The following is a 26,829-nucleotide window of genomic DNA, read 5'->3' on the forward strand; positions in this document are numbered from 1 at the left end:
ACCCACGCCAACTCCAACGCCCGCTGCATGGATGCCCGCCTCAACCCGTACGGCCTGCTCGGGCTGAGTGAGGGCGACGCGCACGTCATCCGCAACGCCGGCGGGGTGATCACCGCCGACGAACGCCGCAGCCTGGCGATCAGCCAGCGCCTGCTCGGCACCAAGGAAATCATCCTGATCCATCACACCGACTGCGGCATGCTCACCTTCACCGACGACGAGTTCAAGGCGAGCATCCAGGCCGAGACCGGCCTCAAGCCCGACTGGTCCGCCGAAGCCTTCCCGGACCTCGACGAAGACGTCCGCCAGTCCCTCCAGCGCATCGCCGCCGACCCCTTCATCCCCGTCAAGGACTCGGTCCGCGGCTTCGTCTACGAGGTGGAGACCGGCCGCCTCCGCGAGGTCAAGAACTAAGACCTCCAGCACGCCCCAAGAGCCCAGGTCGCTTCGGTGACCTGGGTTTCTTATGTCCGCGCACAGCGGATCCGCACCGCCCAGACGGTTGCCACCCGAAGGCCGGATCGCTACAGTCAGATTCTGTTAGTAAAGTTTCCTAATAGTTTCGTTGCTGTTCACCGAGCCCCGCCCCCGTAGGCCGGAAGGAGCGCGACATGTCCCCGTTTCGTCGTACCGCCATCTCCACCGCAGTTGTCGCGGTGCTGATCTCATCCCTGGTGTCCGCGCCGTCCGGCGCCGCGAGCCGGTCCGCCTGGCCCGGTGGGTCCGCAGTATCCGTTGCCGACGGCAAGAATGTGTTCGGTGAGAATCTCAGCGGCCTCTCCTTCGAGAGCCCGGACGTCTTGTGGGCGGCGAAGAACGGGCCCGGTACGTTGTACCGGCTCGTCCGCGACGGCGCCCTCTGGAAGCCCGACTCGGTCGGCGGCCGGACGCTGAACTACCGCGACGGCAGCGGCGATCCCGACGCCGAAGGGGTAGTGCGTACGCCGGACGGGTTGCTGGTGGCAACCGAACGCGACGGCGACGACAGCGACACCAGCCTCGCGAAGGTACTCCGGTACGACCCGAAGTCCACCGCCAAGTCGCTCAACGCGACCGCCGAGTGGGACCTCACCGACGATCTGCCCGAAGTCGACGCCAACAGCGGTCCCGAGGCGATCTCGTGGATCCCGGACGCGTTCCTCACCGCGAAAGGCTTCCGGGACGAGCGTACGAAGGCCGCCTACAACCCCAGCTCCTACCCCAACCACGGCACCGGCCTGTACTTCGTCGGGCTCGAGGACAACGGCACGGTCTACGCCTACGCGCTGAACCGGTCCGGCGGATCGTTCACCCGGGTAGCAACCTTCCCGGGCGGATTCCCGGCGATCATGGATCTCGAGTTCGACCCGGAGACCGGCCTGCTGTGGTCGACCTGCGACGACACCTGCCAAGGGCGCAGCGCGACGCTGTCGATCACGGCCGGCAAGTTCACCGTCGCCAAAACCTACGACAGGCCGGCCCAAATGCCCGACTACAACAACGAGGGCTTCGCGATCGCACCGCCGTCGACCTGTACTTCGGGACGCAAACAGACCGTCTGGGCCGACGACGGCAACGACGGCGGCCATGCCCTGCGTACCGGGTCGCTGCCCTGTACGTAATACCGATGCCGTAGTGCCCATCGGCAAGTTCTGATCACATCTAGCTGGGAGACGATATGCGCGGTCTGGCCGTGGTGGTGGCGTTGACGGTACTCGGCGGAAGTACGGCGATGGCCGTCGGGCGGACGCCGAAGGGGCCGGAGGCAACGAGTCACCGGATCGCGAAGAACATCATCTACATCCAGGGCGATGGCATGGGGCTCGGACAGCGCGACCTGATCCGGCTCGCGCTCAAGGGCCGGTACGGCGAACTGGAGCTCAACAAGCTGCCCGTCGCCGGACTCGTGCGCACCACCTCGGAGGACCCGGAAGAGATCGTGACCGACTCGGCGGCCTCGGCGACAGCGCTGGCGACCGGGCACAAGACCCGCAACGGCGTGGTCGGTATGGACTCCAAGGGCCGCCCGGTCGAGACGGTCCTGGAGCGGGCGAAGCGGGCCGGGAAGTCGACTGGGCTGGTCACCACGGCCCAGGTGACCGGCGCGTCGCCGGCGGCGTTCGCGGCGCATGTGCCGAGTCGTGATCTGCAGAGTGACATCGCCAGGCAGTACATCGAGAACAGCCGGCCGGACGTGCTGCTCGGGGGTGGCGAGGACTGGTGGTACCCGAAAGGCAACCCCGGGCTGTGGCCAGACAAGCCTGGTGAGGAGGAGAGCCGCAGCCCGTACGGCAATCTGGTCGAGAAGGCGCAGCGTACGGGGTACACGTACGTCCGCAACGCCACCGAGCTGCGCAACTCTCGCTCGGACCGGCTCCTTGGGCTGTTCGCGAACGAGGACATGGTCGACTACGGGCCGGATGGCGTCGGCCGTTATGCGCCGCGGGTGCCGTTGCAGCTGATGGCGCGTAAGGCGCTGGATGTGCTGTCGCAGAACCCGCGCGGCTTCTTCCTCTTCCTGGAGGAGGAGGGCATCGACGGGCTGTCGCACGAGAACAACGCCCATGGAGTGATCGACGCGGGCCGTGCGCTCGACAGTACGGTCGCCGAGGTGATGCGCTTCGTCGCCACTCATCCGGACACGCTGGTGATCATCAACGGCGATCACGAGACGGGCGGTCTGAGCATCGAGAACTACGACAGCGACGAGAAGGATCCCCGCCAGGACGGCCCGTTCCCGATTCCCGGCTCGAAACTGCGCTTCACCGTCGACTGGACCACCAACAGCCACAGCGGCTCCGACACTCCATTGACCGCGAGCGGACCGGGCTCGGATCGCTTGGGCCGGGTCCAGGACAACACCGAGGTGTACTACGCGATGCGAGCCGCCGCCGGCTTGTGACGACGGGCGGGCCAGGTCGGCAGCCGTCGCCTTGAGTAGTTCCTCTCATGCGCCGGCCCCACGCCCGCGCCGACGATAAGCGCATGACGAAACCGATCCAGCCCTCGCAGACCTCAGCGTTCTACCTCCAGGCGATCCTCTCGTTCGCCCTCTCGATGACCGCCATGACGATCGCCATCGTGTACCTCCCCGCCGCCGGCTGGATCCGCGCCTTCCTGGCCCTCGGCCTCCTGTACCTCGTCACGTCGACCGTCACGCTCTGCAAGGTGGTCCGCGACCGCCAGGAGCTGTCGGAAGTCACCAACCGGGTGGACCAGGCCCGCCTCGACAAGCTGCTCTCCGAACACGACCCCTTCAAGGTCGATGCCTGACCGGGGCCGTACCGTTGGGGGGTGAATGGGATGGCGGGGCGGGTCGATTCCGTGCAGCGGAAGCGGCGCGTGCTGGGGTTTCCGTTGGCTGTGATCTACAAGTTCTTCGATGACCAGGGCAGTTATCTCGCGGTGATCGTCACGTACTACGCGTTCGCGGCGATCTTCCCGATGCTGCTGATCTCGTCGTCGGTGCTCGGGTTCGTGCTGCAGGGGAACGAGGATCTGCAGCACGCCGTGTTGCAGTCGGCGCTCAAGGAGTTCCCGATCGTGGGGACTCAGTTGGCGACGCCGCAGGGGCTGCAGGGGAGTACGGCGGCGGTAGTCGTCGGAACGCTGGCGGCGCTGTACGGCATCATCGGGCTCGGGCAGGCAGTACAGAACGCTGTCAACGTGACGTGGGGAGTTCCCCGCAACGGCCGGCCAGATCCGTTCCGCGGGCGGCTCCGGTCCGGCGCGCTGCTCGCGCTGGCCGGTCTGACGGTACTCAGTTTCGCGACGCTCACCGTGCTGGCCTCAGGCAAGGCGCCGCTTCCGGGCGGTGTCGCGGAAGGCATGGGGTGGCTGGTCTCGATCGGCTCGGTCCTGGTCCTGACAGCCATGCTGACGCTGGTACTGCGCCCCGGCGCCCGGCCGCGGCCGCCGCTCCGCCAGATCGTTCCCGGGGCGTTCTTCACCGCAGTCGGCTGGCACCTGCTCGAACGCCTCGGCGGCATCTACGTCGACGACGTCCTCGCCAAGGCCAGCGAGGTGAACAGCGTCTTCGCCCTGACCCTCGGCCTGATCGGCCTCATCTACGCGGCATCCGTCATCGCCGTCATCGGCGCCGAACTCAACTCGGTCATCGTCCATCGCCTGTACCCGCGCTCCCTCCTTGCGCTCTTCACGGACTCGGCCGTCAACCTGACCCCGGCCGATCACCGGGCATACGCGATGTACGCCCAGGCGCAACGCCACAAATCAACGGAAACAATCGACGTCACCTTCAACCACCCCGACGTAGACCCACCCCACAACCCCGACCCCTCAGCCGACTGACTCCCCCACACGCCAAGCTTCGAGCGTCAAGCACCGAGCGGCCGCCCGGCTGCCGGGAGCCCCGGCGATGGAGGTTGGGGAGGATCCTGCCCCCGATGCGGGCGAAAAGGCTCCTCGATCACCAGGAAAATCCTCCCCAAGCCCGGGGCCGGGGAGGGGTGGCCGTCCGCGTGGTGGGGCGAAGGCGTGAGGGCCGGCTGTCGCAGGCAGCGGGTACATGCGACGGAGCGCCCACCGAACGAGTCGGCGGGCGCTCCGGCGTACCAGGTAGGGGTTACGGGACCCAGTGGTTGTGGGTGACGGTGATCATCACCTGGAGTTGGATGCTTGCGGCGTAGTAGCTGTTGGTGGCGATCGGGGTCGCCAGCATCTTGTTCCAGATGGCGTCGAGCCAGGCCTGGCTACCAGAGTCGGTCATGGCGGTGACGGCGAAGGGGGCGAAGAAGGCGGCGTCACTGCTGGTGTCGATCGCGGTGCCGTTCAGCTTGTAGCCGGTGGCGATGCTGTTGGCGTTGCCGCCGGTCTTGGACTTGATCCAGGTGTTGAGCTTGCGGGCGGCGGCCAACGAAGCGCTGTCGCCGCTGGTGACGGCGTCGGCGCCGATGCGCCATGGGTCGCGGCAGGCGTTCCACCAGAACTGGCCGTCGTTCGGGTCTTCGAGGACCTGGCCGGCGGCCGGCTTCGGGGTGGTGTTGGTGTTGATCACGAAGTCGGGGAGTAGGCCGGTGTTCGGGGCATACCCCGATTGCAGGTTGGCGGTGACGGTCTGGTGCTTGGTGCGGATGGTGTCCCAGACCGAGTTGCCGGTGGCGGCCCGGAAGGCGCGGAAGTGGTCGATCATCCAGTCCGACGTACGGGACATGTTGTACGTCGAGTCGCCCGAGGTGCTCCAGTCGCCGAAGGTGAGCAGGTTGGTGTTCGGGTTGATCTCGCTCGCCTTGATCGCGTTGATGTGCTTGATCGCGAGCTGCTTGTAGTTGTACGTCCCGGCGCTGCCCCATTGCCGGTCGGCCAGCAGCAGGCCGTAGGCGACGTCCATGTCGCCGTCGGTCGCGCTGTCGGAGCCGTTGACGCTCTTGCACGAGGTGTCCTGCTCGGCGGCCAGCAGGTCGGCGTTGTTCACCGAGGGGTGGGCGAGCATGTACTTGACCAAGCCGTCGAAGATCGTCTTCGCGGCCGGGTCGGCGCCGGCCATGGTCGCGGTGATGACCATGCCGTAGCCCTGCGCCTCAGCGACGTACGGGTGATCGGCGTCGGGGGAGATGATCTGGTACCAGCCGTTGCCGCAGTTCTGCTTGACGAACGCCGACTTCCACTGGGTGTAGTAGTCGATCACCTTCTGGTCGAGCGCCGACTGGCTGCCCGACGGCGTCAGCATCCCAGCCGCGTAGGGGATCGTGTGACTGCCGAACGGAACGGCCGGTCCGCCGCCACCACCGGCCTGCGTGGTCGCGGTGACCGTGTTACTCGCCCCGGAGGTGTTGCCGGCCGCGTCGCGTGCCTTGACCGTGTACGTGTAGGAGGTCGAGGCGGTACGACCGGTGTCGGTGTAGGTGGTACCGGGGACGGTCGCGACCTCCGTGCCGTTGCGGGAGATGACGTACCCGGTGACGCCGACGTTGTCCGTGGATGCGTTCCAGGCAAGGGAAACGCTGCTCGAGGTGGTGCCGGTCGCGGCGAGGCCGGTCGGCGTACTGGGCGGTGTCGTGTCGCCACCACCGCCACCGATCGAGCCGTACACCTCGAACTCGAAGAGCGAGTATCCGTACGCCGTACCGCGCGCAGTGCCGTAGACGCGAACGTACCGGCCGCTACCCGACAGCGTCAGGTCGTCGGTCGCGCCGTTGCCGGTCGTGGTCGAGAAGACGTCGGTCCAGCCCGTCGAGCCGTCGGCCGAGGTCTGGATCTTGTACGACTTCCCGTACGCGGCCTCCCAGCTCAACTTGACCCGCGAGATGGTCGCGGTGGCGCCGAGGTCGACCCGGATCCACTCGGGATCGTGGCCCTCGACGCTGGCCCAGCGAGAACTGGCGCTACCGTCGACGGCCTTCGAGGCCTCGAATCCGGTGCCCTCGACCGACGACGCGGTGGCGGGCTTTCCCTGCGAGAGCAAGGTGTCAGCGGCCACTGCATCGGTCGACGCCGAGCTGGCCACCATGGGTATGGCGAAGAGAAGTGAGGTGGCGACCGCGGCAGCAGTCAACCCTCGAGTCAGATACGACATCAGCGTCCTCCGGGCGGTGGGGGAAAGGACCTGCAAGTGCTCGATCGTTAGGAAACCTTCCTAACGATTAGCTGAAGGTAAATCCCCACCCCGCCGAGTGCAAGACCTCGGCGCAGATCGAGTTCGCCGCGGGGCTATTCGGTGAGGCGGGCGCGGAGGGCGCTGAGGTCGGCCGGGGTCAGGCCGGCTTGTTCCAGGTACGGGAGCGGGCCGCCGTAGGTGGTGTCGAGGTGGCGGAGGATGGCGGTGAGGGATTCGGGGCGGGTGTCTCGGTACTCGATCATCTGGGGGTGGAGGGACTCGTCGGGTTCGGCGGCCAGTTGTTCGGCGAGCATGGCGGCCAGGCGGGTTTTGGTGAGGGCGTAGTCGGCGACGATTTCGTCCTCGGGGACGCCGGCGATGATGAGGGCGAGGGCTACCAGGACGCCGGTGCGGTCTTTGCCGCCGTAGCAGTGGACGACCACTGGGCCTTCGGGGGCTTCGGTGATGGCGCGGAGGGCCATGGCGAAGCTGTCGGGGTGGAGGTCGAGCATTTCGGTGCAGGCGCCGACGATGGTGGTGTGGTCGTGGGGGTCGGCCGGGTCCTGGACCGGGATGTGGAGGGTGATCGGGTCGTTGGTGAAGGACGTGGGGAAGGTGGAGATCTCGCCCGCGGAGCGCAGGTCGATGATGCGGCTCACGCCGGTACTCCGAACCGCCGCGACCCCCTCGTCGGTCAAGTGCTGCAGGCTGTCGGTGCGGATCAAGGCGCCGGCCCGGATCGACCCGCCATCCGCCGTGGGCAGTCCACCGAGGTCCCGGGCGTTGTGGCAGTTCGGCCAGTCGAGGTGGCGATCGACGGTCACAGGTCCTCCGGGGCGACGATGCGGGCGGCGGTCATGGGCTCCTCCGAAGCGTGGCGGGCGATCGTCACGGGGACTCCCAACCGGCGGTGATCACCGGGACTCCAGGACGGCGGTGATTCGGGTGTCGAACGCGTTTACTTTCGCCGTGATCCGGGATGGGGTCAATGCGGATTCTTCGAGGACGGTGAAGCGGCCGGGGCGGGTTTGGGGTGCGTAGCCGACCACGGCCTCGAACTCCTCCAGAGTGAAGCCGAGGTCCGACGGGCGTACCGGCAGGCCGTGGCGGTGCAGGCAGTGGACGGTTGCGTCGAAGGCTGATGAGTCCCCGCGCAAGAACCAGGCGAAGGCCGCCCCGACCCCGACCTGCTCGCCATGAAACGCACGCCGCGAGGGATGCAGCAGGTCGATGGCATGCGAGATCTCATGGCACGCCCCCGACGACGGCCGCGAGGTCCCCGCCACGACCATGGAGATCCCCGACAGGATCAGACCCTCGGCCAGTACGGCCAGAAAGGCATCGCCGGAGACGGAACCAGGATGGTTCATCACCGCCTCGGCCGCGGTGCGAGCCAGCGAGATCGCCAGCCCGTCGATCTCCTCGCCCCGCAACGCATGCGCGGCCTGCCAATCGGCGATCGCCGACAGGTTCGAGACGATCTCGCCGATCCCCGAGCGCACCGACCGCACCGGCGCGGCAGCGATCAGGTCGAGATCGACCAGGACGGCCAGCGGTGCCGGTACGCCGTACGAACCGCGCCCGGCGTCGTTGTCCAAGGTGCTGATCGGCGACGCGATCCCGTCATGCGCGAGATTGGTGGCCACGGCAACCATCGGCAGCCCGAGCCGCGCCGCCGCGAACTTGGTGACGTCAAGCACCGTCCCGCCGCCGATCCCGACGACAGCGTCGTACCGCTCCCGCCGGATCTGCTCGACCAGCTTGATCGCCGTGTTGATCGTCCCGCCGTCAACGGTGAACCAGTCGGCCCCCGCCAGCCCGTCCCGGAAGGTCGACTGCACGATCGGCCCGTACGTCGACCCGACCGCGATGGCGACCCGCCCCGACGTCGAGATCCGCTGGTCGGCCAGGATCGCCCCGAGCTCAGCCAGCGCCCCGCGCCGTACGTCGACCACCAAGGGCGCCGGAATCATCCGCGCGAGCAAAGGCATGAACGCTAGCCGAACCCGAGAATGCGCCGAGCCTTCGCCAGATCGTCATGATTGTCGATCTCGACCCAGTCGACCGTCCCGATCCCCGCGACGTCGATCCGATGCCCCTGATCGACCAGCAGCTGGTACCCGTCCTCGTAATACAGGTTCGGATCCCGCTCCCAGGTCGCCTTCAACGCGTCCGCCAGCACAACCGCAGCCGACGGCTCGAGCAACGTCACCCCGATGTACTCACCGGTCGCCGAAGCAGGATCCATCAGCTTGGTGATCTGCTCGACCCCACCTGACGCCGAGCAGATCACCTTCATCTCCTCGTCGGCCAGCGACTTCTCGGTGTCCAGCGCGAGAATGATCGAGCGATCCCCACCGCGAGCGGAGAGCAACGCCTGCTGCACCGACACGGGATGCACGGTGTCCCCGTTCGCCAGCATCACGCCACTGGAAAGCAGGTCCCGCGCACACCACAACGAGTACGCGTTGTTCCACGTCTCAGCCTTGTCGTTGAAGACCAGCTCGAGCTGTACGCCGTACCGCTCCTCGAACCCGGCAACCCGCGACTCGATGGCCGCCGCCGCATACCCCACCACGATCGCCACGTCCGTGATCCCGACCGCCGCGTAGTTGGCCAGCGTCAGGTCCAGCACCGTCGTCTCCGGCGAGATCGGGACGAGTGCCTTGGGCAACGTGTCCGTGTACGGGCGCAGGCGGCGGCCGGTACCGGCGGCAAGGACGAGTCCGATCATCCGCGCATCCTAGGCGGGTCCCACCGCAAACGAGACTGCTTCATCCACAGATGATCGATTATGTTTAAACGTGGGTGTTTGTGTGGTTAAATGACACTGAGAAGACCACGCAGCGGATGGGAGCATCGGGATATGACATGGCTGGTGACTGGCGGGGCCGGATACATCGGATCGCACGTCGTGCGCGCCTTCAGGGCGGACGGGATCGACGTCGCGGTGATCGACGACCTGTCCAGCGGCAAGGCTGAGTTCCTGCTCGACGGCGTACCGTTCACGCACGCCAGCCTGCTCGACGGCGACGCCACCCGGCGCGCGCTCGAAGGAGTCAGCGGCGTCGTCCACCTCGGCGGTTTCAAGTACGCCGGCGTCTCGGTCGAGCGCCCGATGCACACCTACACGCAGAACGTGACCGCCATGGTCAGCCTGCTCGAGGCGATGGCCGAGCAGGGCGTCGGCAACATCGTCTTCTCCTCCAGCGCGGGCGTCTACGGCACGCCGAAGGACGAGGTGGTGACCGAGGCGACCGCTCCGGACCCGCAGAGCCCGTACGGCGAATCGAAGCTGATCGGAGAGTGGCTGCTCAAGGACCAGGCCAAGGCCGTCACCCTCAACCACACCGCGCTGCGCTACTTCAACGTGGTCGGCTCCGGCGACCCCAAGGTCTACGACGCCAGCCCGTACAACCTGTTCCCGATCGTCTGCAACCTGCTCACCCAGGGCAAGGTCCCGCAGATCTACGGCACCGACCACCCGACCCCGGACGGCACCTCGGTCAAGGACTACGTGCACGTCGCCGATCTGGCCCGGGCGCATGTCGCCGCCGCGCGGATCCTCGACGACGGCAAGACCCTCGAGCCCGTCTACAACCTCGGCAGCGGCACCGGTACCTCCGTACGCCAGATCATGGACGCGGCGCGCCGGGTGACCGGCATCGACTTCACCCCGACCGAAGGCCCCCGCCGCCCCGGCGACCCCTCCCGCGTGGTCGCCTCGGGCGAGCTGGCCGCCCGCGACCTGGGCTGGAAGAACACCTACACCGTCGACCAGATGTTCGCCACCGCCTGGGAAGCCTGGCCGAAGCCCTGACGCCGATCGACCCCCCGCCGATCGACCCCGCCGATCGACCCCCGCTGAGCGTGCCGCAGCGGGCTCGAAGCGCCCGGCCAGGAAATCATGGTCGGGCGGTCCTTCGCGGTTGTAGCCTGTGCCGCAGTTCCACTGTTGTCCGACTGGCGGACACCGATCGAGGGGTGCGGTCCATGAGTCACGAGAGCCTGCCGAGTTTCCTGGCGAAGGTCGACCTCTTCGCGGGGCTGTCCAAGGAGACCCTGTCCGACCTGATCAGCCGCGGCTCCACGCTGTCCATCAACCCGGGCGCCCACGCGACCGAGCAGGGCAGCGACGACGCCGGCCTGCAGGTCGTCCTGGAGGGCTCCGCCGAGGTCTCGGTCAACGGGGTGGACCGCGCGCCGCTCGGCCCGGGTGACTACTTCGGTGAGATCTCCCTGGTCGACGGGAAGCCGCGGTCGGCGACCGTGGTGGCCGGTCCGGACGGGCTGACCACCTTCGCGCTGTCCTCGCTGGCCTTCGCGCCGGTCGTCCGGGAGAACGCGGACGTCGCCGAGGCGCTGCTCAAGGCACTGGCCGCGCGCGTCCGCTTGCTCGAGCAGGGCTGACCAAGCGCCTCATGCCGCCGGCGGAGGAGCGCAAGGTCGTCTCGGTGCTGTTCTGCGACCTGGTCGGGTTCACCGCCGCGGCCGAGGCGGCTGATCCGGAAGACGTCCGGCGCTGGCTGACGCCGTACCAGCGAACCCTCAAGACCACGGTCGAGCGGTTCGGCGGTACGGTCGAGAAGTTCGCCGGCGACGCGATCCTGGCCGTCTTCGGGGCGCCGCTGTCCCGCGAGGACGACGCCGAGCGGGCGGTCCGGGCCGGCCTGGCGATCCTCGACGAGCTTGCCGGGGGCACCCTTCAGGTCCGGATCGGCATCGAGACCGGCGAGGCGCTGGTGGAGATCAACGCCAGGCCGGAGCTGGGCGAGCCGTTCGTGACCGGTCTGGTGGTCAACACGGCCGCCAGGTTGCAGACGTCTGCCCCGATCGGCGCGGTCGTCGTCGGCGCTGCGACGTACGCGGCAACCAGCCGGGTCTTCGAGTACGAACCCCTGGAACCCGTTGCAGCCAAAGGGATTCGCCGTCCACTGCAACGCTGGCAGGCCGGCGAAGCCCGCGCCCGCGTCGGCGCCGATGTGATCCGCGACCTCACCACGCCGATGGTCGGCCGGCAACGCGATCTCTCCCTGCTCCGGATGGCGTTCGACAAGGCCGTCGCCGAGCGGTCGCCCCAGTTCGTCACCTTGCTGGGCGAACCGGGCATCGGCAAGTCCCGCCTGGTCGCCGAGCTCGGCGCGGAGCTGGACAAGCTCGACGACATGATCATCTGGCGCGAAGGCCGCTGCCTCCCGTACGGCGAAGGCCCGTTCTGGCCGATCGCGGAGATCGTCAAGGCCCAGGCCGGTATCCGCGAAAGCGACCCGCCCGCCCGGGCCGCCGAGAAGCTCGAAGAGATCCTGCCCGAGGCCGACCGTTCCTGGTTGCGGGCCCGGGTGCGCCCGCTCGTCGGCGCCGAGGCCGACGGCAAACCGGTTGCGGTAGCGCAGGAGGAGTCGTTCGCAGCCTGGCGGGAGCTGCTGGAGAGCTTCGCCGAGTCGTACCCGACCGTGCTGGTGCTGGAAGACCTGCACTGGGCCCGCGACGCACTGCTGGCGTTCGTCGACCACCTCGTCGAGTGGGTGAAGGAACTGCCACTCCTCGTCGTCATCACCGCCCGCCCTGAACTCCTCGAACGTGGCGCGCACTGGACTCGTGGTCAGCAGAACGCCTGGATGATCGGCCTCGCGCCACTGTCCGGCTCCGAGACCGACCAGCTCTTCGGCGAGCTCCTGACCGGCGACCGACTCCCGCCGCGGACCAGAGCCGATCTGGTCGGCCGCGCTGACGGGAACCCCTTGTACGCCGAGGAACTCGCGCGGATGGTCAACGAGCTGGGTCCCGGTTCGGTCGCGCTACCGTCCGGGATCACCTCGATCATCGCCGCTCGGCTGGACACGCTCGAGCCGGATCGCAAGGCGCTGCTGGCGAACGCGGCGGTGATCGGTCGCGTCTTCTGGGCCGAGGCCGTTGCGGCGCTCGTGGATCGCGAGCCGGCGGACGTAGTACAGGAACTGCAGGAGCTGGCGCGCAAGGAGTTGGTCCGGCCGATCCGGCAGTCGTCGTTGGAGGGGCAGCGGGAGTACAGCTTCTGGCATTCGCTGACTCGCGATGTCGCGTACAGCCAGGTGCCGCGAGCAGCTCGGTCGGCCAGGCATGTTGCAGCTGCGGACTGGCTCGAGTCGCAATGCAGTGCTGGGCAAGGCGATACGACCAGTGTCATCGCTCATCACCTTGGTACCGCGTTGCAGCTCGCCGATGCCGTTGGGGATCTCGAGCTGGTGGAGCAGCTGGCGCCTCGTGCGCGCGGGTATCTGCGACGGGCGGCCGAGCAGGCGATGAACCTGGATGCGACTGAGGCGATGGAGCTGCTCGACCAGGCGCTGGGGTTGACGCCGGAGGGCGATCCCGACCGGCCTGAGGTGCTGGCTCGGTGGGGTTGGGCGGCGTTCTTGACCGGGCGGCTGGACGATGCGCTGGCGGCGTACCGGTCGGCTGTTGCCGGGTTCGATGCCGTTGGCGACCTTGTCGGCGTGGCTCGGGCGCTGCGGGCGTCGACGTACGCGATGAGCAGTATGGAAGAGAGCCTGGCGACGATCGACCGGGTGGTGTCGATCTTCGAGAGCCTGGGGCCGAGTGAGGATCTGGTCGGTGCGCTGGCGGGGCAGGCGGTCATTCTGACGGTTGCCAGTCGGCGCAACGAGGCGATCGCGGCGGCCAATCGGTCGCTGCGGATGGCTGAGGAGTTGGGGTACGGCGTACCGCAGCGGGCGTTGGAGGCGCGCGGGCTGTCGCGGGTCGGCAACGGTGATACCGGCGGTGTCGTCGACATGAAGGACGCGTTGAGTGCGCTGCTCGACCAGGGGAAGGCTCGCGACGCGGCGGTGACCTGGCTGAACTACGGGTTCGTGGTCTGGCAGATCGAAGGGCCGCGGGCGGCGCTGGAGACGCTGAAGGAGACCGAGGAGTTCACTCAGCGGCGACGGCTGGCGGAGTTGCGGCAGCAGCTCAGTTGCACGGTGCTCGAGCTGATGATGGAGCTGGGGCAGACCGAGGAGGTCATCGCTGCTTGCCGTGCGCAACTGGATGATCCGGGGCCGGCCTTCATCACGTTGCGGCGGATCGAGGTGCTCGCTGCGCTCTCCCGTGCTGAGCTCGAGCTGGGTGTCGCCGGGGCACGTGCCTCGGCAGAAGAGGCTTATCGGTTGGGGATCGAGACCGATTGGCCGGACTTCCAGGCGATCGGTGGGGCGCCGGCGGCCACGGCTCGGGCTGCTGATGGGGATCGGGCCGGAGTACAGGAAGTTCTGGAGCGGTTGCTTGGGTTGGAAGTGCTGACTGGGAGCCATGAATTTGCTGCCCGGTTGCCGACCTTTGTGCGGGCTGGGTTGGCTGTGGATCTGCCTGAGCTGGCCGAGCGGGTTGCAGGGTTGATTGTGCCGTTGTTGCCGATGCGGGAGTATTCGCTGGCGACGGCGGCCGCGCTGCTGGCGGAGTACCGGGGTGATACCGGTGCGGCGATCGCGGGGTTTGGAAAGGTCGCGGCGGACTGGCGGACCTTTGGGAACCTGCTGGAGGAGAAGTACGCGCTAGCGGCTGTTGAGCGTCTCCGCGATCAGAGCGCCGACCTGGTCTAGCTCGATCAGGAAGCCGTCGTGGCCGTACGGGGACTTGATCAGGTGGAGTGGGCCGGCGTCGATGCGTGCGTCGATGAGCTCTGTGGAGAGTCTGCTCGGGTAGAGGCGGTCTGAGTCGACTGCGGCTACTACTAGGCGGGATTCCAAGCCCTGTAGAGCGTTTGTGAGTCCGCCGCGATCGCGGCCGATGTCGTGGGTGTTCATTGCTCGGGTGAGTGTCACGTAGGAGCCGGGGTCGAATCGTCTGGCCAGCTTGCCGGCGTGATGGTCGAGATAGGACTCGATGGCGAACCGGCCGTCGCCTTGCGGGTTGCGGCCGAAGCGGGTGGCCAGCTCGTACTCGCTGCGGTAGGTGACGTGGGCGATTCTTCTCGCGATGCCCAGGCCGGTGGTGGGTGCTTTGCTGGTGTCGTAGTAGTCGCCTTGGTTCCAGGCGGGGTCTGACTCGATCGCGGCGAGTTGGGGTGAGCACCAGGCGATCTGCTCGGCTGATGCGTAGCCGGTCGAGGCCAGGACGATTGCTGTGTCGACTCTTTGGGGGTGGAGGAGTGGCCATTCGAGGGCGCGCATGCCGCCCATCGAGCCGCCGATCACTGCTGCCCACCTGTCGATGGTGAGCTGGGTGGCGAGGGCTGCTTCGGCTGCTACCTGGTCTCTGATCGTGATGGCGGGGAATCGGCTGCCCCAGTGGTTGCCATCGGGTGCCGTCGACGACGGGCCGGTGGTGCCCTGGCAACCACCCAATACGTTCGCGGCGACGACGTACCAGTCGGCGGGATCGACGTACCGGCCGGTGCCGATCAAGCCGTCCCACCAGCCCGGGGTCAGTTGCCCCGGGCCGGCCGGGCCGACCACATGTGCGTCCCCGGTCAGGGCATGACAGATCAGGACGGCATTGTCCCGGGCCGCGTTCAGCCGGCCCCAGGTCTCATAAGCAACCACTACTCCGGGCAGCTCTTCTCCGGACTCCAGCCTCAAGTCACCGATCTTCGCGAACTGCCGCCCGGCCACCGGATCCCCCGGCCGCCAACCGCCCCCAACTCGGTCAGGATCGCCCGCCCTCCACGTACCGGCCACCTGACCTGGTACGTGGAAAACCTCGTCATCGATGTCCCGCCCCCGGGCATCGACGGGTGAGGCAGGCGGGCGATCCTGAGTCATCGGGGGTGCTCAGACCGACTTGGCCGCGGCGAAGCCGACCTCTAGGTCGGCGAGGATGTCGTCGATGTGTTCGAGGCCGACGGCGAGCCGGACCAGGCCGGGCGTCACGCCGGAGGCGAGCTGGTCCTCGGCGGAGAGCTGGCTGTGCGTCGTCGACGCGGGGTGGATGACGAGTGAGCGGACGTCGCCGATGTTGGCCACATGGCTGTGCAGCTGCAACGCGTCGACGAATCGCTTGCCTGCGTCGACGCCACCCTTGATCTCGAACGCGACGACGGCGCCGGCTCCGCGGGGTGTGTATTTCTGCGCCAGCTCGTAGTACTGGCTGGAGGGAAGGCTGGCATAGGCGACGCTGTCGACCTCGTCGCGCGCTTCGAGCCACTGGGCGACCTTGAGTGCGTTGTCGAGGTGACGCTCGATCCGCAGCGACAGGGTTTCCAGGCCCTGGGCGATGAGGAACGCGTTGAACGGCGACACCGCAGTACCGAGGTCACGCAGCCACTGGACCCGCGCCTTGAGGATGTACGCGAGGTTGCCGAGGTCCGAGCCGACGCCGAGCGCGGTCGCGTAGGTGAGCCCGTGGTAGCTGTCGTCGGGCTGGTTGAAGCCGGGGAACCGCTCCGGGTTCTGCGCGTAGTCGAACTTGCCGGAGTCGACGATGACGCCGGCGATCGCCGTACCGTGCCCGCCCAGGTACTTCGTCGCCGAGTGCACGACGACGTCGGCGCCGTGCTCCAGCGGGCGCAGCACGTACGGGGTGGCGACGGTGTTGTCGACGATCAGCGGTACGCCGAACTCGTGCGCGACGCCCGCGATGCCCTCGATGTCGAAGATCTCGCTCTTCGGATTGGCGATCGTCTCGCCGAAGAACGCCTTCGTGTTCGGCTTGATCGCGGCCTTCCACGACTCCAGGTCGCTCGGGTCCTCGACGAAGCTGACCTCGATGCCGAGCTTGGGGAACGTGTAGTGGAAGAGGTTGTACGTGCCTCCGTACAGGCTCGGGCTGCTGACCACGTGATCGCCCGCCTCGGCGACGTTGAGCAGCGCAAGCGAGGTCGCGGCCTGGCCGGAGCTCACCAGGAGCGCTGCCGTACCGCCTTCCAGGCTGGCGATCCGCTGCTCGACGGCGTCCTGGGTCGGGTTCTGGATCCGGGTGTAGATGTTGCCGAACTCCTGCAGCCCGAACAGGCTCGCGGCGTGATCGGTGCTGTCGAAGGTGTACGACGTGGTCTGGTAGATCGGCAGCGCCCGCGCGTTGGTCGTCGCGTCGGACGTCTGGCCGGCGTGGATCTGCCGGGTCTCGAAAGACCAGCTGGGGGTGTTCTGGCTCATGACGGTCCTGTTCTCGGGTACGACGGCGCAGCCCATCGACTCCGCCTCTTTTCTCTGCGGAACGATCGGCACGCCTTGTGGGTAAGGGTTTTCAGCTCACAACAGGCGCTGGCGGCAACAACACTCGCTCATAGCAGCTCCTGGCTCCCCGGGCCGCCGCTGACGGACCGCCCTCGTACGAAAGACGATAACGTCACTAGACATTGACCCCCGGTAATCGTCCACATGCTGAGCAACCTTCAGTCCCGGGAAGTGGGGACTTCTGTACCTGCCCCCGGGCAGCTCCGAGTCGGCAGGCTGAGCAGCATCGAGCGGATGAGGCAACGCCTGAGCCGCGGAGCGGAGAGGAGCAGGTCATGAAACGCACTCAGGTGAGGATCCAGCGCCCACAGCGGCCGCGGCGTCCCACGAGGCTGGATCTGCGCACGCCGTCCGGGCGCGTGCTGCCGTTCTGACCTCGAAAATGCCCACCGCGGGAGGAACGATGGCGACAGCGGCCGAGCGAACCCGGCGATCGCCGAGGGCGTCCGACGTGATCGACCCGGTGCTGTTCAGCCGGCTGTTCGAGATGCTGATCGATGTGGGACGCGAACTCGGCCGCGAAGACCTCGGCGCGCCGGCCCGCCGCCGCGCCGGACTGCTGCTGGAACAGGCCCGGCTCCGTCTCCGGGACGCGCTGTCACCGGCCGTCCGCACCGAGTTCGAGAGCATGGAACCACGGCTCACCGAGGAGCCGACCGTCGCCGAACTGAGGCTCGCATACCGCGCAACCCTCGCCTGGCTCGCCGCCCTCACCTGGCCGCCCAGAATCTAGACACGACGCTCGTTCGGAGCGGCTGTTGGGCCTGGGGTGGGGTTGGATGGGGTGTGGCTGATGCGGAGACGTTTGAGGTGGTTCGGTCGGATGGGGCGGTGCTTCGGTACTGCATTTATGGGCCGGACGGCGGGTATCCGGTGGTGTCGCAGAACGGGGTGCCTAGTAGTCGGTGGAAGTGGCCGGCGTTGGCTGAGTCGATGCGCGGGAGTGGGTTCAGGTACTTGGTTTATGACCGGCCTGGGTATGGCGGGTCTACGCGGCGGCCGGGGCGGACCGTCGCCGACGCGGTGGAGGATGTGCGGGCGTTGGTGGATGCTCAGGGGTGGGAGCGGTTTGCGGTGAGCGGGGGCTCAGGTGGGGCGCCGCATGCGTTGGCTTGTGCGGCGTTGATGGGGGATCGGGTCAGTTCTTGTGTGGTGATCTCGGGCGTCAAGCCGGCGGATTCGACGAAGGCTGTGCCTGGGGAGGCGGAGCTGCGGGCGCAGGTTGCTGCGGTGGCCGCGGAGATCATGGGGTTGGTCGAGGAGGGTGGGCCCGAGTTGCCTGGTGGGGAGGGGGCGGCGCGGGATGATCCGGACGCGATGGCGCGGTTGCGGGCGACCTTCGTCGAGGGGATGGACGGGTGGGTTGACGACAGTTTCGCGCTCGCGCGGCCGTGGGGATTCGAGCTGTCGGATATCAGGGTGCCGGTGGGGTTGTGGCGTGGGACGAGCGACACCAACGTGCCGTCGTCGGACGCCGAGTACCTCCTCAAGCACATTCCCGGCATACAGGGGCATGTGTTCGAGGGCGGGCATCTGCCCGGGCCGGCGACGTATGAGGAGATCTACGGCTGGCTAAGAGATCAGTAGTCCTTGCGGAAGGGCCCGGTGGGGGTCAGGTCCAGTAGGCCGGGGCCGGTGAGGACGCCGCCTTCTACCGGGAGGGTGTGGCCGGTGATCCAGGAGGCGTCGTCGGAGGCCAGGAAGGCTACGGCGGCGGCGATGTCCTCGGGTCGGCCCACCCGGCCAAGCGGGTAGAGAGCCTTGAACTTCTCCAGGGTGTCCGGCTGGTTGTCCCAGTTCGGGGTGTTGATGGTGCCGGGGGCGACGACGTTGAAGCGGACGCCCATGCCGCCGTAGCGGGCGGCGAAGTTCTGGGTCATGGCGATCTGGCCGGCCTTCGCGGCGGCGTACTCGAGGTTGCCGAAGGCGGCGAGCCCGTTCACCGAGCTGATCGTCACGACGTTGCCGCGCGTCTGCACGAGGTGCGGCAGCGACGCCTGGATGCAGCGCGCCGCGCCGACCAGCGTGAGGTCGAGCTGCCGGTGCCACTCCGAATCGCTCGTGTCCTCGGGGACCGTACTGACGATGCAACCGCCCGCATTGTTGACCAGTACGTCGAGCCGCCCGAACCGCTCGACAGCCGCCGCAACGGCCGCGTCGACCTCGTCCCGCACGGTCACATCAAGACGGACGGCGAGCGCGTCACCCAGCTCCGCAGCGAGCGCCTTGATCCTGTCCTCCTGGAGATCGGTGACCACCACGGAGCCACCCTCAGCCGCGATCCGCCGCGCGACCGCCTCGCCGATCCCCTGCGCCCCCGCCGTGACAAGCGCGACCTTCCCCTCGAAACGCAACATCTAGAACCCCTCCAGTACGCGGTCGACCTTCTCGTCCGAGATCCGCCGGTCGAGCTTGGCGGCGTCGAGGTTGCGGCAGAGCACGATCGAGCCGCCGCCGGCGATCACGCCGATCAGCGTCCCGATGCCGGCCGGCGCGACGAGGGAGGTCGTGGTGAGTACGCGGTCGGAGATGGGTTCCGCCGCGGCGATCAGTTCGTCGTGGGTCAACTCGTCGTACGCCGTACTCCCACCGCGCGGCGGATCGAAAGGCACGAAGAGGTCCGGATGGTTGTAGACCTCGGCCCCGTAATCGTGGATCCCCGCCGGCAAAGGCTCCCGGAACCGTCCACCCAGCGGGAGCAGCGCCGACGCCACCGTCTCGCGCGACCCGCGGATCGCGAAGTCGGGCCCGGTGATGGCGAGCGTGCCGACGCCGGTGGTGACGGCGGCGCCGACCGACCAGGTCGACAGCGCCCAGACGACCCCGAGCCAGTGCGGCGGCAGCCCGATCGCGACAGTCTCGCCCGCTTCCAGGTCGTACTCGTCGGCGAGCAGGTTGGCCGTCTTCGCCACCCAGTTCGCGGTGGTGACCGCGCTGAGCTCGATCCGCTCGCCGGTGACGTCGTCGTAATAGGTGAGGAACGGGTTGGCGCCGTCCCGTCGTACCGCGGCGCCGAACAGCTCAGGAAGGGTCACGCGACAACCCTACGTTCGGCCCGAAGTACCGTGGTGGGGGACACCTGGAAAGAAGGATCGTCATGGCTTCACTGCTGGCGCTGCCCGAGGGCGGCGAGTGGATCGTGCTGCTCGTCATCGTCGTGCTCGTCTTCGGCGCGAACAAACTCCCCGACCTGACCCGCAACGTCGGCAAGGCCCTGGTCGAGTTCCGCAAGATCTCCGAGAAACCGGAGCCGCAGGACAAACCCCAGACCACGGACGAACAAAAGCCACAGCTCTGACCGCAGCACCCGAGTCGCCTCGGCCAGGTGGTGCAACGCGGTGCCGTCGCCGGTCGGAGCGCCGGGGTGCCAGCCCGGGTGAGGTTCGCTACGGCTGTCGGGATGCGGCGCGGAGGGCGTTGGCCGCTGCGGTGACGTGGTCCGGGAGCGGGCCAGGCAAGTGGGCCAGGAGGATTCGGCGCAGTTCCTGGGGGCCGCCCTCGACGGTCAGGATCCGGACGCCGGGTGGGGCGACGGCTTCCAGCGAGGCGGAGATGGTGGTGATGCCTGCGCCGGCGGCCACCAGGTGGAGTTTGGCGAGCCAGTCGCGGGCTGTGTGGGCGATCTCGGGCCGCTCGTCCAGGCCTGGCCAGACGCCCATCAGATCGGACGAAGGGCCGGCTATCCAGCGCTGGCCACGGAGGTCTGCGACGTCCACTGAGTCGGCAGCGGCCAATGGATGATTCGCCGGTACTGCGACACGCAGCGGGCGCTCCGCGAGCGTCTCCAGCTCGAGGGCCGGCGTCTCGCTGTCCGGCGGGCGGAAGGGTGGCGCCGCCGCCAGCAGCGCCAGGTCCACAGTTCCCGCGCGGAGCGATCGCACCAGAGCAGGTGTCGTCCCCTCCCGGGAGACCAGGTTGATCCCCGGATGTGAGCGCCGTAGAGCAGCGATTGCCGATGGCAACAACATCGCCCCGGCGCTCGGGAACCACCCCACCCGCACCGTCCCGCCCTCGACCGGCATCCCGGCCAGATCACGGGCGGTCGCGTCGATCTGGTCGAGTACGCCCGCCGCGTTCCGCAGCACGAGCCGGCCGGCCGGCGTCAGCTGGACGCCTTCGCGCCGCCGCTCGAGCAGACGCGTCCCCGCGGCCCGTTCGATCGACGCGATCTGGCGCGAGACGGCCGACTGCGTGTAGCCGAGCGCGGCCGCCGCCGCCGTGAAGGTCCCGCGCTCGGCGACCTCGCGGAAGACCCGCAGCGCGACCAGCGAGACATCGGAGAAGTCCATGACGTTTACGCATACTACCTGTGCCGATTTCTCGTTTGAGTCATGTTCGGAGCGTTCCTAGCCTGGCGACATGAGACCGCAGAGAATCGCCCTGGTCACCGGGGCCAATCAAGGGATCGGCTTCGCGTTGGTGCAGGGACTGGCAGCCCGCCTCGATGCCGCCGACCTGGTCCTGCTCACCGGCCGCAACCCGGAACGCGTCGCCGCCGCGGTCGCGCGAGTCGACGGTACGGCGCAAGTGGAGGGCCGGGTCCTCGACGTCACCGACGCGGCCGCGGTCGCCGACCTGGCCGCTGACCTGCAGGCCCGGTACGGCGGGGTGGACCTCGTCATCTCCAACGCCATCGGCCCGCTCACTCCCGACCGTACGCAAGCTGAACAGGCCGACGAGTTCATCGCCGTCGCCAACGGTGGTACCGACGCTGTCCTGCGTTCTTTCGCCCCGGTACTACGTCCAGCCGGCCGCCTGATCGTCGTCGCGAGCTCACTCGGCACCCTCGACCAACTGGACGCCAAGGTCCAGCCCCTCTTCGAAGACGGTCACACCCTGGACGAGATCGAGCAGACTGTCGAGGACTGGCGCCAGACCATCCATGCCGGTACTGCGGCCGAGAACGGCTGGCCGGAGTGGATCAACATCCCCTCCAAGGTCGCCCAGGTGGCCGCGGTCCGGGCGGTCGCCGCGACCCGGCGTACCGAAGATCTTGCCGACGGCACCCTGATCGCCTCGGTCTGTCCCGGTCTGGTCGACACCCGCGCGTCCCGCCCGTGGTTCGACGATTTCAGCCAGGCGCGCACCCCCGAGGAAGCGGCCGAACCGATCCTCGACCTCCTCCTCACCGACCACGTCGACCCATCGACGTACGGCGAACTCATCCGCGACGGCAAGGTCCTGCCGTGGCTCGGCGGGATGACTACGACCTGAGGATGAGCTGAGGTCCCACCCGGAGAGCGATGCCTGGGCAGCCGGCCCCGAATAGCTTCAGGGGTATGAAGAATCCACGTCGCGTACTGGCGACCACACTTGCCCTGAGCAGTCTTGCCGCGGGACTCACGGTCCCGTCAGCCTTTGCCGCGCCGGCCGAACCGGGTACGGCAGGGATCGGCGACAAGGTCTGGCCGGAGCTGGGCAACGGCGGCTACGACGTGGTCGATCAGAAGCTGGCCTTCACCTTCAACGACAAGTTGACCAGCTACACGGCCAGTACGACTCTCAGTGCCCGAGCGACCCAAGGGCTCAGCCGGTTCGACCTCGACCTGCTGGGCCCGGAGGTCACCGCAGTACGAGTGAATGGCCTCAGGGCAAGCTGGAAGGCAACCCCACAAGGGGAACTGGTCATCACCCCCGAACGCGCGCTGCGCAAGAACGCGCCGTTCACCGTCAAGGTCGACGTCAGGAGCAACGTCCCCGGGGTGACGGATCCGAAGCTCGTCTTCCCGCCCGGCCTGATCCACTACGGCGACTGGATCCAGGCGATCAACCAGCCGTCCGGCGCGCGCCGGATGCTCGCGATCAGCGACCACCCGGCCCAGAAAGCTCCCGCCACGATCACCATCACCGCACCCGCCCGCCTCAATTCCATTGCCAACGGCAAGCTTCTGAAGACCACCAGAACCAGAACCACGGCGACCCGCGTCTTCCGCGAGGACCGCAGGATCGCCACCGAGCTGCTCCAGATCGGCGTCGGCCCGTTCACCGTCGTCCAAGCGCCAGGCCCGCACGGCATGGATCTCCGGTACGCCGTACCGACCGCGCAACTCGCAGCGATCAAGCCCCAACTGAAGTCCTTCGACCAGTCGATCCGATTCATGGAGCAACGCCTCGGCCGGTTCCCCGGCGTCCGCGCCGGCTCGTACATCGCACCGGTCGGCGGCGAACTCGAGACGCAAGGCCTCACCTTGATGCCGGCCGACCACATGACCAAGGAGGGGTTCGAGCAGAACGGCGTGGACGGCGTCGTCCTGCACGAGGTCTCACACGAGTGGTTCGGCAACTCGGTCTCACCGAAGACCTGGTCGGACCTGTGGCTCAACGAGGGGCACGCGGTCTTCTACGAGGACGTCTGGACCGCCGCCCGCGGTCGCCAGAGCCAGAGCGAGTCGATGCGCCATTCGTACGTCGAACGCGGCAACCAGCTGCTCGCGAACGGCCCGATCGCCAAGCCCGATCCCGCCAGGTGGCCGGGCGACAGCGCACCGATCCGCCCGTACGGGGACGCGGCCTACGAGGGCGGGGCGCTGACGCTCTTCGCCCTGCAGCAGAAGGTCGGGGCGAAGGTGTTCAACCGGATCGAGCGCGCCTGGGTCCGCGACCACGCGAACAGCGTCGCAAGTACCGAAGACTTCATCGCCACCGCATCGAAGGTCGCACACCAGGACCTCGGCCCGTTCCTCCGGTCCTGGCTGTACGGCACCAAGCTTCCCGCGATGCCGGGCCACCCGGACTGGAAGGCCGCGGCCTAGGTGGTGAAGAGGTTCAAGCGATAGCTCTCGACCTGTGGCGCCAGGCCGATCGCGTCCAGTCGATCCCGGAAGGCCGCAGGCACGCCGGCCCGGACGGCGGGCTGGAGTTGGGCGATGGTGCGGCTGTCGAGCAGTCGCAACCCCCACGACTCCAGCTCGCTCGGGTCGTCGCACGGCCACAGGAACCTGGCTGACATCAGCTTGGCCGAGTTGTGGTTGTCGATCCGCTCGACCATCCCGGCCCCGGCCGTGTCGAAGGCGACCGGGCTGCCGGGGAACTGATCGCGGATGAAACCGATCGCGGCCTCGCAGCCTTCGCGGGGCACATAAGGCAGGACGGCCTCGGCGACGAAGAAGTACGGCGCCGGATGCTCGCGTACGGCGTCGAGCCAATCGGCCTCGGTGACGGATCCGGCGACCATCGACCGCCGATCGGTCGGCTCGAAGAACTGGCGGCGCAGCTCCATCGAGTCGGACAGATCCAGCTCGACCCAGTGGCAGGTCCCGTTGTCGAGCCGCTCGAACCGCGTGTTCAGCCCGGCCCCGATCTCGACGACCGTCCCGGCCGGGTTCGCCCGGAGGAACTCCGAGACCCAGCCGTCGAAGATCATCCCGCGCAGCACCGCGCCGGTCAGCCCGCGGTTGCCGTCGAGCTTGGCGAAGTCGTAGTCGAGCGACTCGACGATCTCGACCGCCTTGGCATCACGCAGCAGTGGGTGCTCCTTCCGCGCCTCGACCGCGCGGCCGTAGAGCGGGATCAGCATCGTCTCCTGCGCCGGCCCGAGCTGAACCGCACGTCGCTCGCTCACCCGAAGCCTCCCTCCGTCACCGGTGCACCATGCTACGCAGGTTAAAGTCACTGCATGTTGATCGTGATCGGCCTGGTGCTGATCCTGGCGTTGACCGTTGCCACCGGCTATTTCGTGGCTCAGGAGTTCTCCTACGTCGCAGTGGACCGGAACCGGCTGCAAGGGCTGGCTGACGGGGGTAACGCGGCCGCGGCCAGGGCGCTGAAGGTGACGTCGCGGTTGTCCTTCGTCCTGTCCGGCGCGCAGGTCGGCATCACCGTCACCGCGCTGCTGGCCGGCTACGTCGCCCAGCCTTACCTGGGCGCCGGCTTGGAGGACCTGCTCGGTACTGCGGGCCTGCCGGCCGGCGTCAGCCTCACGATCTCCGTCATCTTGGCGTTGCTGTTGGCAACGATCATCCAGATGGTCTTCGGCGAGCTGGCCCCGAAGAACCTGGCGATCGCCCGGGCCGAGGCGATCGCGCTGCGGCTGTCCCGCTCGACGCTGATCTACCTGACCGTCGCCGGTCCGCTGATCCACGTCTTCGACGCCACCTCGAACCGGATCCTGCGCCGGGTCGGGATCGAGCCGGTCGAGGAGCTGCCGCAAGGCGCCACCGCCCAGGACCTGGACCGGATCATCGCGACGTCGTACGAGCAGGGCCTGCTGGACGAGGACACGATGCGGCTGCTCGATCGCGGACTCGACTTCCGGTACCGCAACGCCGACGAGGTGATGACGCCGCGCGTCGACGTGATCACCGTGCACCGCGACGAGCCGCTGACCCGGGTGGTCGAGCTGCTCGACACCGGGCACAGCCGGTTCCCGGTGATCGGCGACTCGGTCGACGAGGTGGTCGGGGTGATCGCGATCGGTGATGTGGTGGAGATCGAGCCGGCTCAGCGGGCCCGGTTCACGGCGGTCTCGCTGGTCTCGCCGCCGGTCGTCGTACCGTCCACGTTGCCGCTGCCCGCGGTACTGCAGGCCCTTCGTACCGCGCATCGGCAGCTTGCGATCGTGGTCGACGAATTCGGTGGGTTCGCCGGGGTGCTGACGCTGGAGGACATCGCCGAGGAGCTGGTGGGCGAGATCCGCGACGAGGACGACCTGCCGGAACCCGAGCTGATCTCGAACCCTGACGGGTCGTGGACGTTGCCGGCCCGGTGGCGGATCGATCAGGTGGCGGAGTCTGTTGGGATCCAGCTGCCTGAGGACGAGGACTACGACACGGTGTCGGGGTTGATCATGGCCCGGCTCGGGCGGATTCCCGTGGTGGACGACGAGTTGGTGGTGGAGCTGCCTCGGCGGTTCGACCACGACGGGCGGCCGGTGCCGCTGGAGTTGGTGCGGCTTCGCGTTCAGACCGTACTCCGGCACGTGCCCGGCATCGTCGTACTGGAGCGTCTCTCATGAGTACCACGGTTGCGCTGCTGGTCTCGTTGCTGCTGCTGATCCTCAACGGGTTCTTCGTGTCGGCGGAGTTCTCGCTGGTCGCGTCGAAGCGTCATCGGCTGGAGCAGGCGGCCGCGTCGGGTTCGCGAGCCGCGCGGGCCGCGATCGCTGGAGTGAGCGAGCTGTCGTTGATGCTCGCGGGTGCTCAGCTGGGGATCACGCTGTGCACGCTGGGACTCGGCTCGTTGTCCGAGCCCGCGGTGGCCGACCTGCTGCATCCGCTGTTCGAGCTGGTCGGCATTCCTGAGGATGCCGGGCACGTCATCGCGCTGCTCATCGCCGTCGGCGGGATCGGCCTGCTGCATGTCCTCCTTGGCGAGATGGCGCCGAAGTCCTGGGCAATCAGCGACCCCGAGCGCTCCGCATTGCTGCTGGCTTTGCCATTCCGAGGCTTCACCTACCTCGTACGTCCGTTGCTGATCGTCTTGAACTGGATGGCAAACCTCTGCCTCCGCGTCCTGAAGGTGACCCCGCAGAACGAGCTGGCCAACGCCCACGGCCCCGACGAGCTGCGCCTCCTGATCGAGTCCTCCCGCGAACACGGCACCCTCGAGGCCCCCGAACACGACCTCCTCACCGCGATGCTGGCCCTGCAGAACATCACCGTGGCCCAAGTGATGACCCCTACCGCCGCGGTCTCAACCGTTCCGGCCTCCGCCAGTGCCCGAGAGGTCGAACTGACCAGCCGCCGAGAAGGTCACTCCCGTCTAGCCGTCGTAACCCCCGGTACCACCGCAGTCTGCGGCATAGTCCACGTCAGCGATGCCGCCCGAGCCACCACCCGAGGCGGCACCACCCTTCAAGCCTCCCAGCTGATGACCGAGCCGCTCCGCCTCCCAGCCGCCACACCGGTAGCTGCCGCAATCCGCCTGATGCGGGAGAAGCGCTCCCAACTGGCCGTCGTCCAGGAAGGCGACGTGCCGCTCGGCGTAGTCGCCCTCGAAGACCTCCTGGAAGAGGTCATCGGCGAATTCGACGACGAAACAGACCCGATCATCACCGCCTCCCGCCGCTCCACACCACCCGCTCAACCCCAAACCGACTAGCCCGGGCCTGCTGGTGGTCCAGGGGAGGGAAATGCCCCGGATCGGGGGTAAACCCCTCCCCGGGTGTTGGCGAAAAGCCTCCCCGAAGCTTCCGCTCGGTAT

25 protein-coding genes are annotated in these 26,829 nt (G+C 67.9%); 15 read left to right on the top strand and 10 right to left on the bottom strand.

Annotated elements, in window-relative coordinates:
- Nucleotides 1-27 precede the first annotated feature (27 nt).
- The 5 genes from ABD768_RS36445 (at nucleotide 28) to ABD768_RS36465 (ending at nucleotide 4,290) form a co-directional block, all read left to right on the top strand.
- Nucleotides 28-414 carry a beta-class carbonic anhydrase gene (locus ABD768_RS36445; RefSeq protein ID WP_343983451.1) on the top strand — a complete coding sequence of 129 codons (387 nt, stop codon included), beginning with the start codon at nucleotides 28-30 and terminating at the stop codon, nucleotides 412-414.
- A 197-nt stretch (nucleotides 415-611) separates the two neighbouring features.
- Nucleotides 612-1,601 (top strand): SdiA-regulated/phytase-like domain-containing protein, encoded by a 990-nt coding sequence (locus ABD768_RS36450; RefSeq protein ID WP_344848574.1) that lies wholly within the window; start codon nucleotides 612-614, stop codon nucleotides 1,599-1,601.
- 56 nt (nucleotides 1,602-1,657) lie between these two features.
- The gene (locus ABD768_RS36455) at nucleotides 1,658-2,881 is read left to right on the top strand and encodes an alkaline phosphatase (RefSeq protein WP_344848577.1); all 1,224 of its coding nucleotides are present in this window, start codon (nucleotides 1,658-1,660) and stop codon (nucleotides 2,879-2,881) included.
- Nucleotides 2,882-2,964: 83 nt separating this feature from the next.
- Nucleotides 2,965-3,252 (top strand): YiaA/YiaB family inner membrane protein, encoded by a 288-nt coding sequence (locus tag ABD768_RS36460; RefSeq protein ID WP_343983461.1) that lies wholly within the window; start codon nucleotides 2,965-2,967, stop codon nucleotides 3,250-3,252.
- Between the two features lie 30 nt (nucleotides 3,253-3,282).
- Entirely contained in the window at nucleotides 3,283-4,290 is a 1,008-nt protein-coding gene (locus ABD768_RS36465; RefSeq protein WP_343983856.1) for a YihY/virulence factor BrkB family protein, read from the top strand.
- A gap of 274 nt (nucleotides 4,291-4,564) precedes the next feature.
- Here the strand turns inward: ABD768_RS36465 and ABD768_RS36470 are convergent, their stop codons facing one another.
- The 4 genes from ABD768_RS36470 to ABD768_RS36485 form a co-directional block, all read right to left on the bottom strand.
- The gene (locus ABD768_RS36470) at nucleotides 4,565-6,514 is read right to left on the bottom strand and encodes a glycosyl hydrolase family 8 (protein ID WP_344848580.1); all 1,950 of its coding nucleotides are present in this window, start codon (nucleotides 6,512-6,514) and stop codon (nucleotides 4,565-4,567) included.
- Between the two features lie 134 nt (nucleotides 6,515-6,648).
- Nucleotides 6,649-7,359 carry a tyrosine-protein phosphatase gene (locus ABD768_RS36475; protein WP_344848583.1) on the bottom strand — a complete coding sequence of 237 codons (711 nt, stop codon included), beginning with the start codon at nucleotides 7,357-7,359 and terminating at the stop codon, nucleotides 6,649-6,651.
- A 90-nt stretch (nucleotides 7,360-7,449) separates the two neighbouring features.
- Complete coding sequence (locus ABD768_RS36480) at nucleotides 7,450-8,526, bottom strand: iron-containing alcohol dehydrogenase family protein (RefSeq protein WP_344848586.1); 1,077 nt, start codon at nucleotides 8,524-8,526, stop codon at nucleotides 7,450-7,452.
- A gap of 5 nt (nucleotides 8,527-8,531) precedes the next feature.
- Complete coding sequence (locus ABD768_RS36485; RefSeq protein WP_344848589.1) at nucleotides 8,532-9,269, bottom strand: phosphocholine cytidylyltransferase family protein; 738 nt, start codon at nucleotides 9,267-9,269, stop codon at nucleotides 8,532-8,534.
- Nucleotides 9,270-9,401: 132 nt separating this feature from the next.
- Between ABD768_RS36485 and galE the strand changes: the two genes are divergently transcribed.
- The 3 genes from galE to ABD768_RS36500 all read left to right on the top strand — a co-directional run bounded on the left by galE (nucleotide 9,402) and on the right by ABD768_RS36500 (nucleotide 14,115).
- A complete protein-coding gene (gene galE / locus ABD768_RS36490; protein ID WP_343983476.1) occupies nucleotides 9,402-10,355 on the top strand; it encodes a UDP-glucose 4-epimerase GalE in 954 nt (317 codons plus the stop codon).
- Nucleotides 10,356-10,528: 173 nt separating this feature from the next.
- Nucleotides 10,529-10,945: a cyclic nucleotide-binding domain-containing protein gene (locus tag ABD768_RS36495; protein WP_343983479.1), complete on the top strand. Its 417-nt coding sequence runs from the start codon at nucleotides 10,529-10,531 to the stop codon at nucleotides 10,943-10,945.
- A gap of 11 nt (nucleotides 10,946-10,956) precedes the next feature.
- A complete protein-coding gene (locus ABD768_RS36500) occupies nucleotides 10,957-14,115 on the top strand; it encodes an ATP-binding protein (protein WP_344848593.1) in 3,159 nt (1,052 codons plus the stop codon).
- Here the strand turns inward: ABD768_RS36500 and metX are convergent.
- Together metX and ABD768_RS36510 are read right to left on the bottom strand one after the other, a co-directional pair.
- A complete protein-coding gene (metX, locus tag ABD768_RS36505; protein ID WP_344848596.1) occupies nucleotides 14,068-15,276 on the bottom strand; it encodes a homoserine O-acetyltransferase MetX in 1,209 nt (402 codons plus the stop codon). The genes ABD768_RS36500 and metX overlap by 48 nt on opposite strands.
- A 9-nt stretch (nucleotides 15,277-15,285) precedes the next feature.
- Nucleotides 15,286-16,680 carry a bifunctional o-acetylhomoserine/o-acetylserine sulfhydrylase gene (locus ABD768_RS36510; protein WP_425558469.1) on the bottom strand — a complete coding sequence of 465 codons (1,395 nt, stop codon included), beginning with the start codon at nucleotides 16,678-16,680 and terminating at the stop codon, nucleotides 15,286-15,288.
- 412 nt (nucleotides 16,681-17,092) lie between these two features.
- On the opposite strand from ABD768_RS36510, the gene ABD768_RS36515 reads away from it, so the two are divergent.
- Nucleotides 17,093-17,422 (top strand): hypothetical protein, encoded by a 330-nt coding sequence (locus ABD768_RS36515; RefSeq protein ID WP_344848599.1) that lies wholly within the window; start codon nucleotides 17,093-17,095, stop codon nucleotides 17,420-17,422.
- A 53-nt stretch (nucleotides 17,423-17,475) separates the two neighbouring features.
- Nucleotides 17,476-18,276 (top strand): alpha/beta fold hydrolase, encoded by an 801-nt coding sequence (locus ABD768_RS36520; RefSeq protein ID WP_344848601.1) that lies wholly within the window; start codon nucleotides 17,476-17,478, stop codon nucleotides 18,274-18,276.
- Here ABD768_RS36520 and ABD768_RS36525 read toward each other — a convergent pair.
- Together ABD768_RS36525 and ABD768_RS36530 are read right to left on the bottom strand one after the other, a co-directional pair.
- Entirely contained in the window at nucleotides 18,270-19,046 is a 777-nt protein-coding gene (locus tag ABD768_RS36525) for an SDR family NAD(P)-dependent oxidoreductase (protein ID WP_344848604.1), read from the bottom strand. The genes ABD768_RS36520 and ABD768_RS36525 overlap by 7 nt on opposite strands.
- Complete coding sequence (locus tag ABD768_RS36530) at nucleotides 19,047-19,724, bottom strand: TIGR03089 family protein (protein WP_343983499.1); 678 nt, start codon at nucleotides 19,722-19,724, stop codon at nucleotides 19,047-19,049.
- 62 nt (nucleotides 19,725-19,786) lie between these two features.
- Between ABD768_RS36530 and tatA the strand changes: the two genes are divergently transcribed.
- Nucleotides 19,787-19,987 carry a twin-arginine translocase TatA/TatE family subunit gene (gene tatA / locus ABD768_RS36535; protein ID WP_343983501.1) on the top strand — a complete coding sequence of 67 codons (201 nt, stop codon included), beginning with the start codon at nucleotides 19,787-19,789 and terminating at the stop codon, nucleotides 19,985-19,987.
- Between the two features lie 88 nt (nucleotides 19,988-20,075).
- On the opposite strand, the gene ABD768_RS36540 is transcribed toward tatA, so the two are convergent.
- Nucleotides 20,076-20,978, bottom strand: coding sequence for a LysR family transcriptional regulator (locus ABD768_RS36540; RefSeq protein ID WP_343983503.1), 903 nt, complete (start codon nucleotides 20,976-20,978; stop codon nucleotides 20,076-20,078).
- Nucleotides 20,979-21,048: 70 nt separating this feature from the next.
- On the opposite strand from ABD768_RS36540, the gene ABD768_RS36545 reads away from it, so the two are divergent.
- Together ABD768_RS36545 and ABD768_RS36550 are read left to right on the top strand one after the other, a co-directional pair.
- Nucleotides 21,049-21,903: an SDR family NAD(P)-dependent oxidoreductase gene (locus tag ABD768_RS36545; protein WP_344848609.1), complete on the top strand. Its 855-nt coding sequence runs from the start codon at nucleotides 21,049-21,051 to the stop codon at nucleotides 21,901-21,903.
- A 65-nt stretch (nucleotides 21,904-21,968) separates the two neighbouring features.
- Nucleotides 21,969-23,441, top strand: a complete 1,473-nt coding sequence (locus tag ABD768_RS36550) for a M1 family metallopeptidase (protein ID WP_344848612.1) — start codon at nucleotides 21,969-21,971, stop codon at nucleotides 23,439-23,441.
- Here the strand turns inward: ABD768_RS36550 and ABD768_RS36555 are convergent.
- Complete coding sequence (locus tag ABD768_RS36555; protein WP_344848615.1) at nucleotides 23,438-24,250, bottom strand: class I SAM-dependent methyltransferase; 813 nt, start codon at nucleotides 24,248-24,250, stop codon at nucleotides 23,438-23,440. The genes ABD768_RS36550 and ABD768_RS36555 overlap by 4 nt on opposite strands.
- A 54-nt stretch (nucleotides 24,251-24,304) precedes the next feature.
- Between ABD768_RS36555 and ABD768_RS36560 the strand changes: the two genes are divergently transcribed.
- Together ABD768_RS36560 and ABD768_RS36565 are read left to right on the top strand one after the other, a co-directional pair.
- A complete protein-coding gene (locus tag ABD768_RS36560) occupies nucleotides 24,305-25,642 on the top strand; it encodes a hemolysin family protein (protein ID WP_344848618.1) in 1,338 nt (445 codons plus the stop codon).
- Nucleotides 25,639-26,727, top strand: a complete 1,089-nt coding sequence (locus tag ABD768_RS36565; RefSeq protein WP_344848621.1) for a hemolysin family protein — start codon at nucleotides 25,639-25,641, stop codon at nucleotides 26,725-26,727. Before ABD768_RS36560 ends, ABD768_RS36565 begins: the two co-directional genes overlap by 4 nt.
- Nucleotides 26,728-26,829 lie beyond the last annotated feature (102 nt).

The sequence above is a fragment of the Kribbella ginsengisoli genome, assembly GCF_039537185.1.
GTDB lineage: Bacteria > Actinomycetota > Actinomycetes > Propionibacteriales > Kribbellaceae > Kribbella > Kribbella koreensis.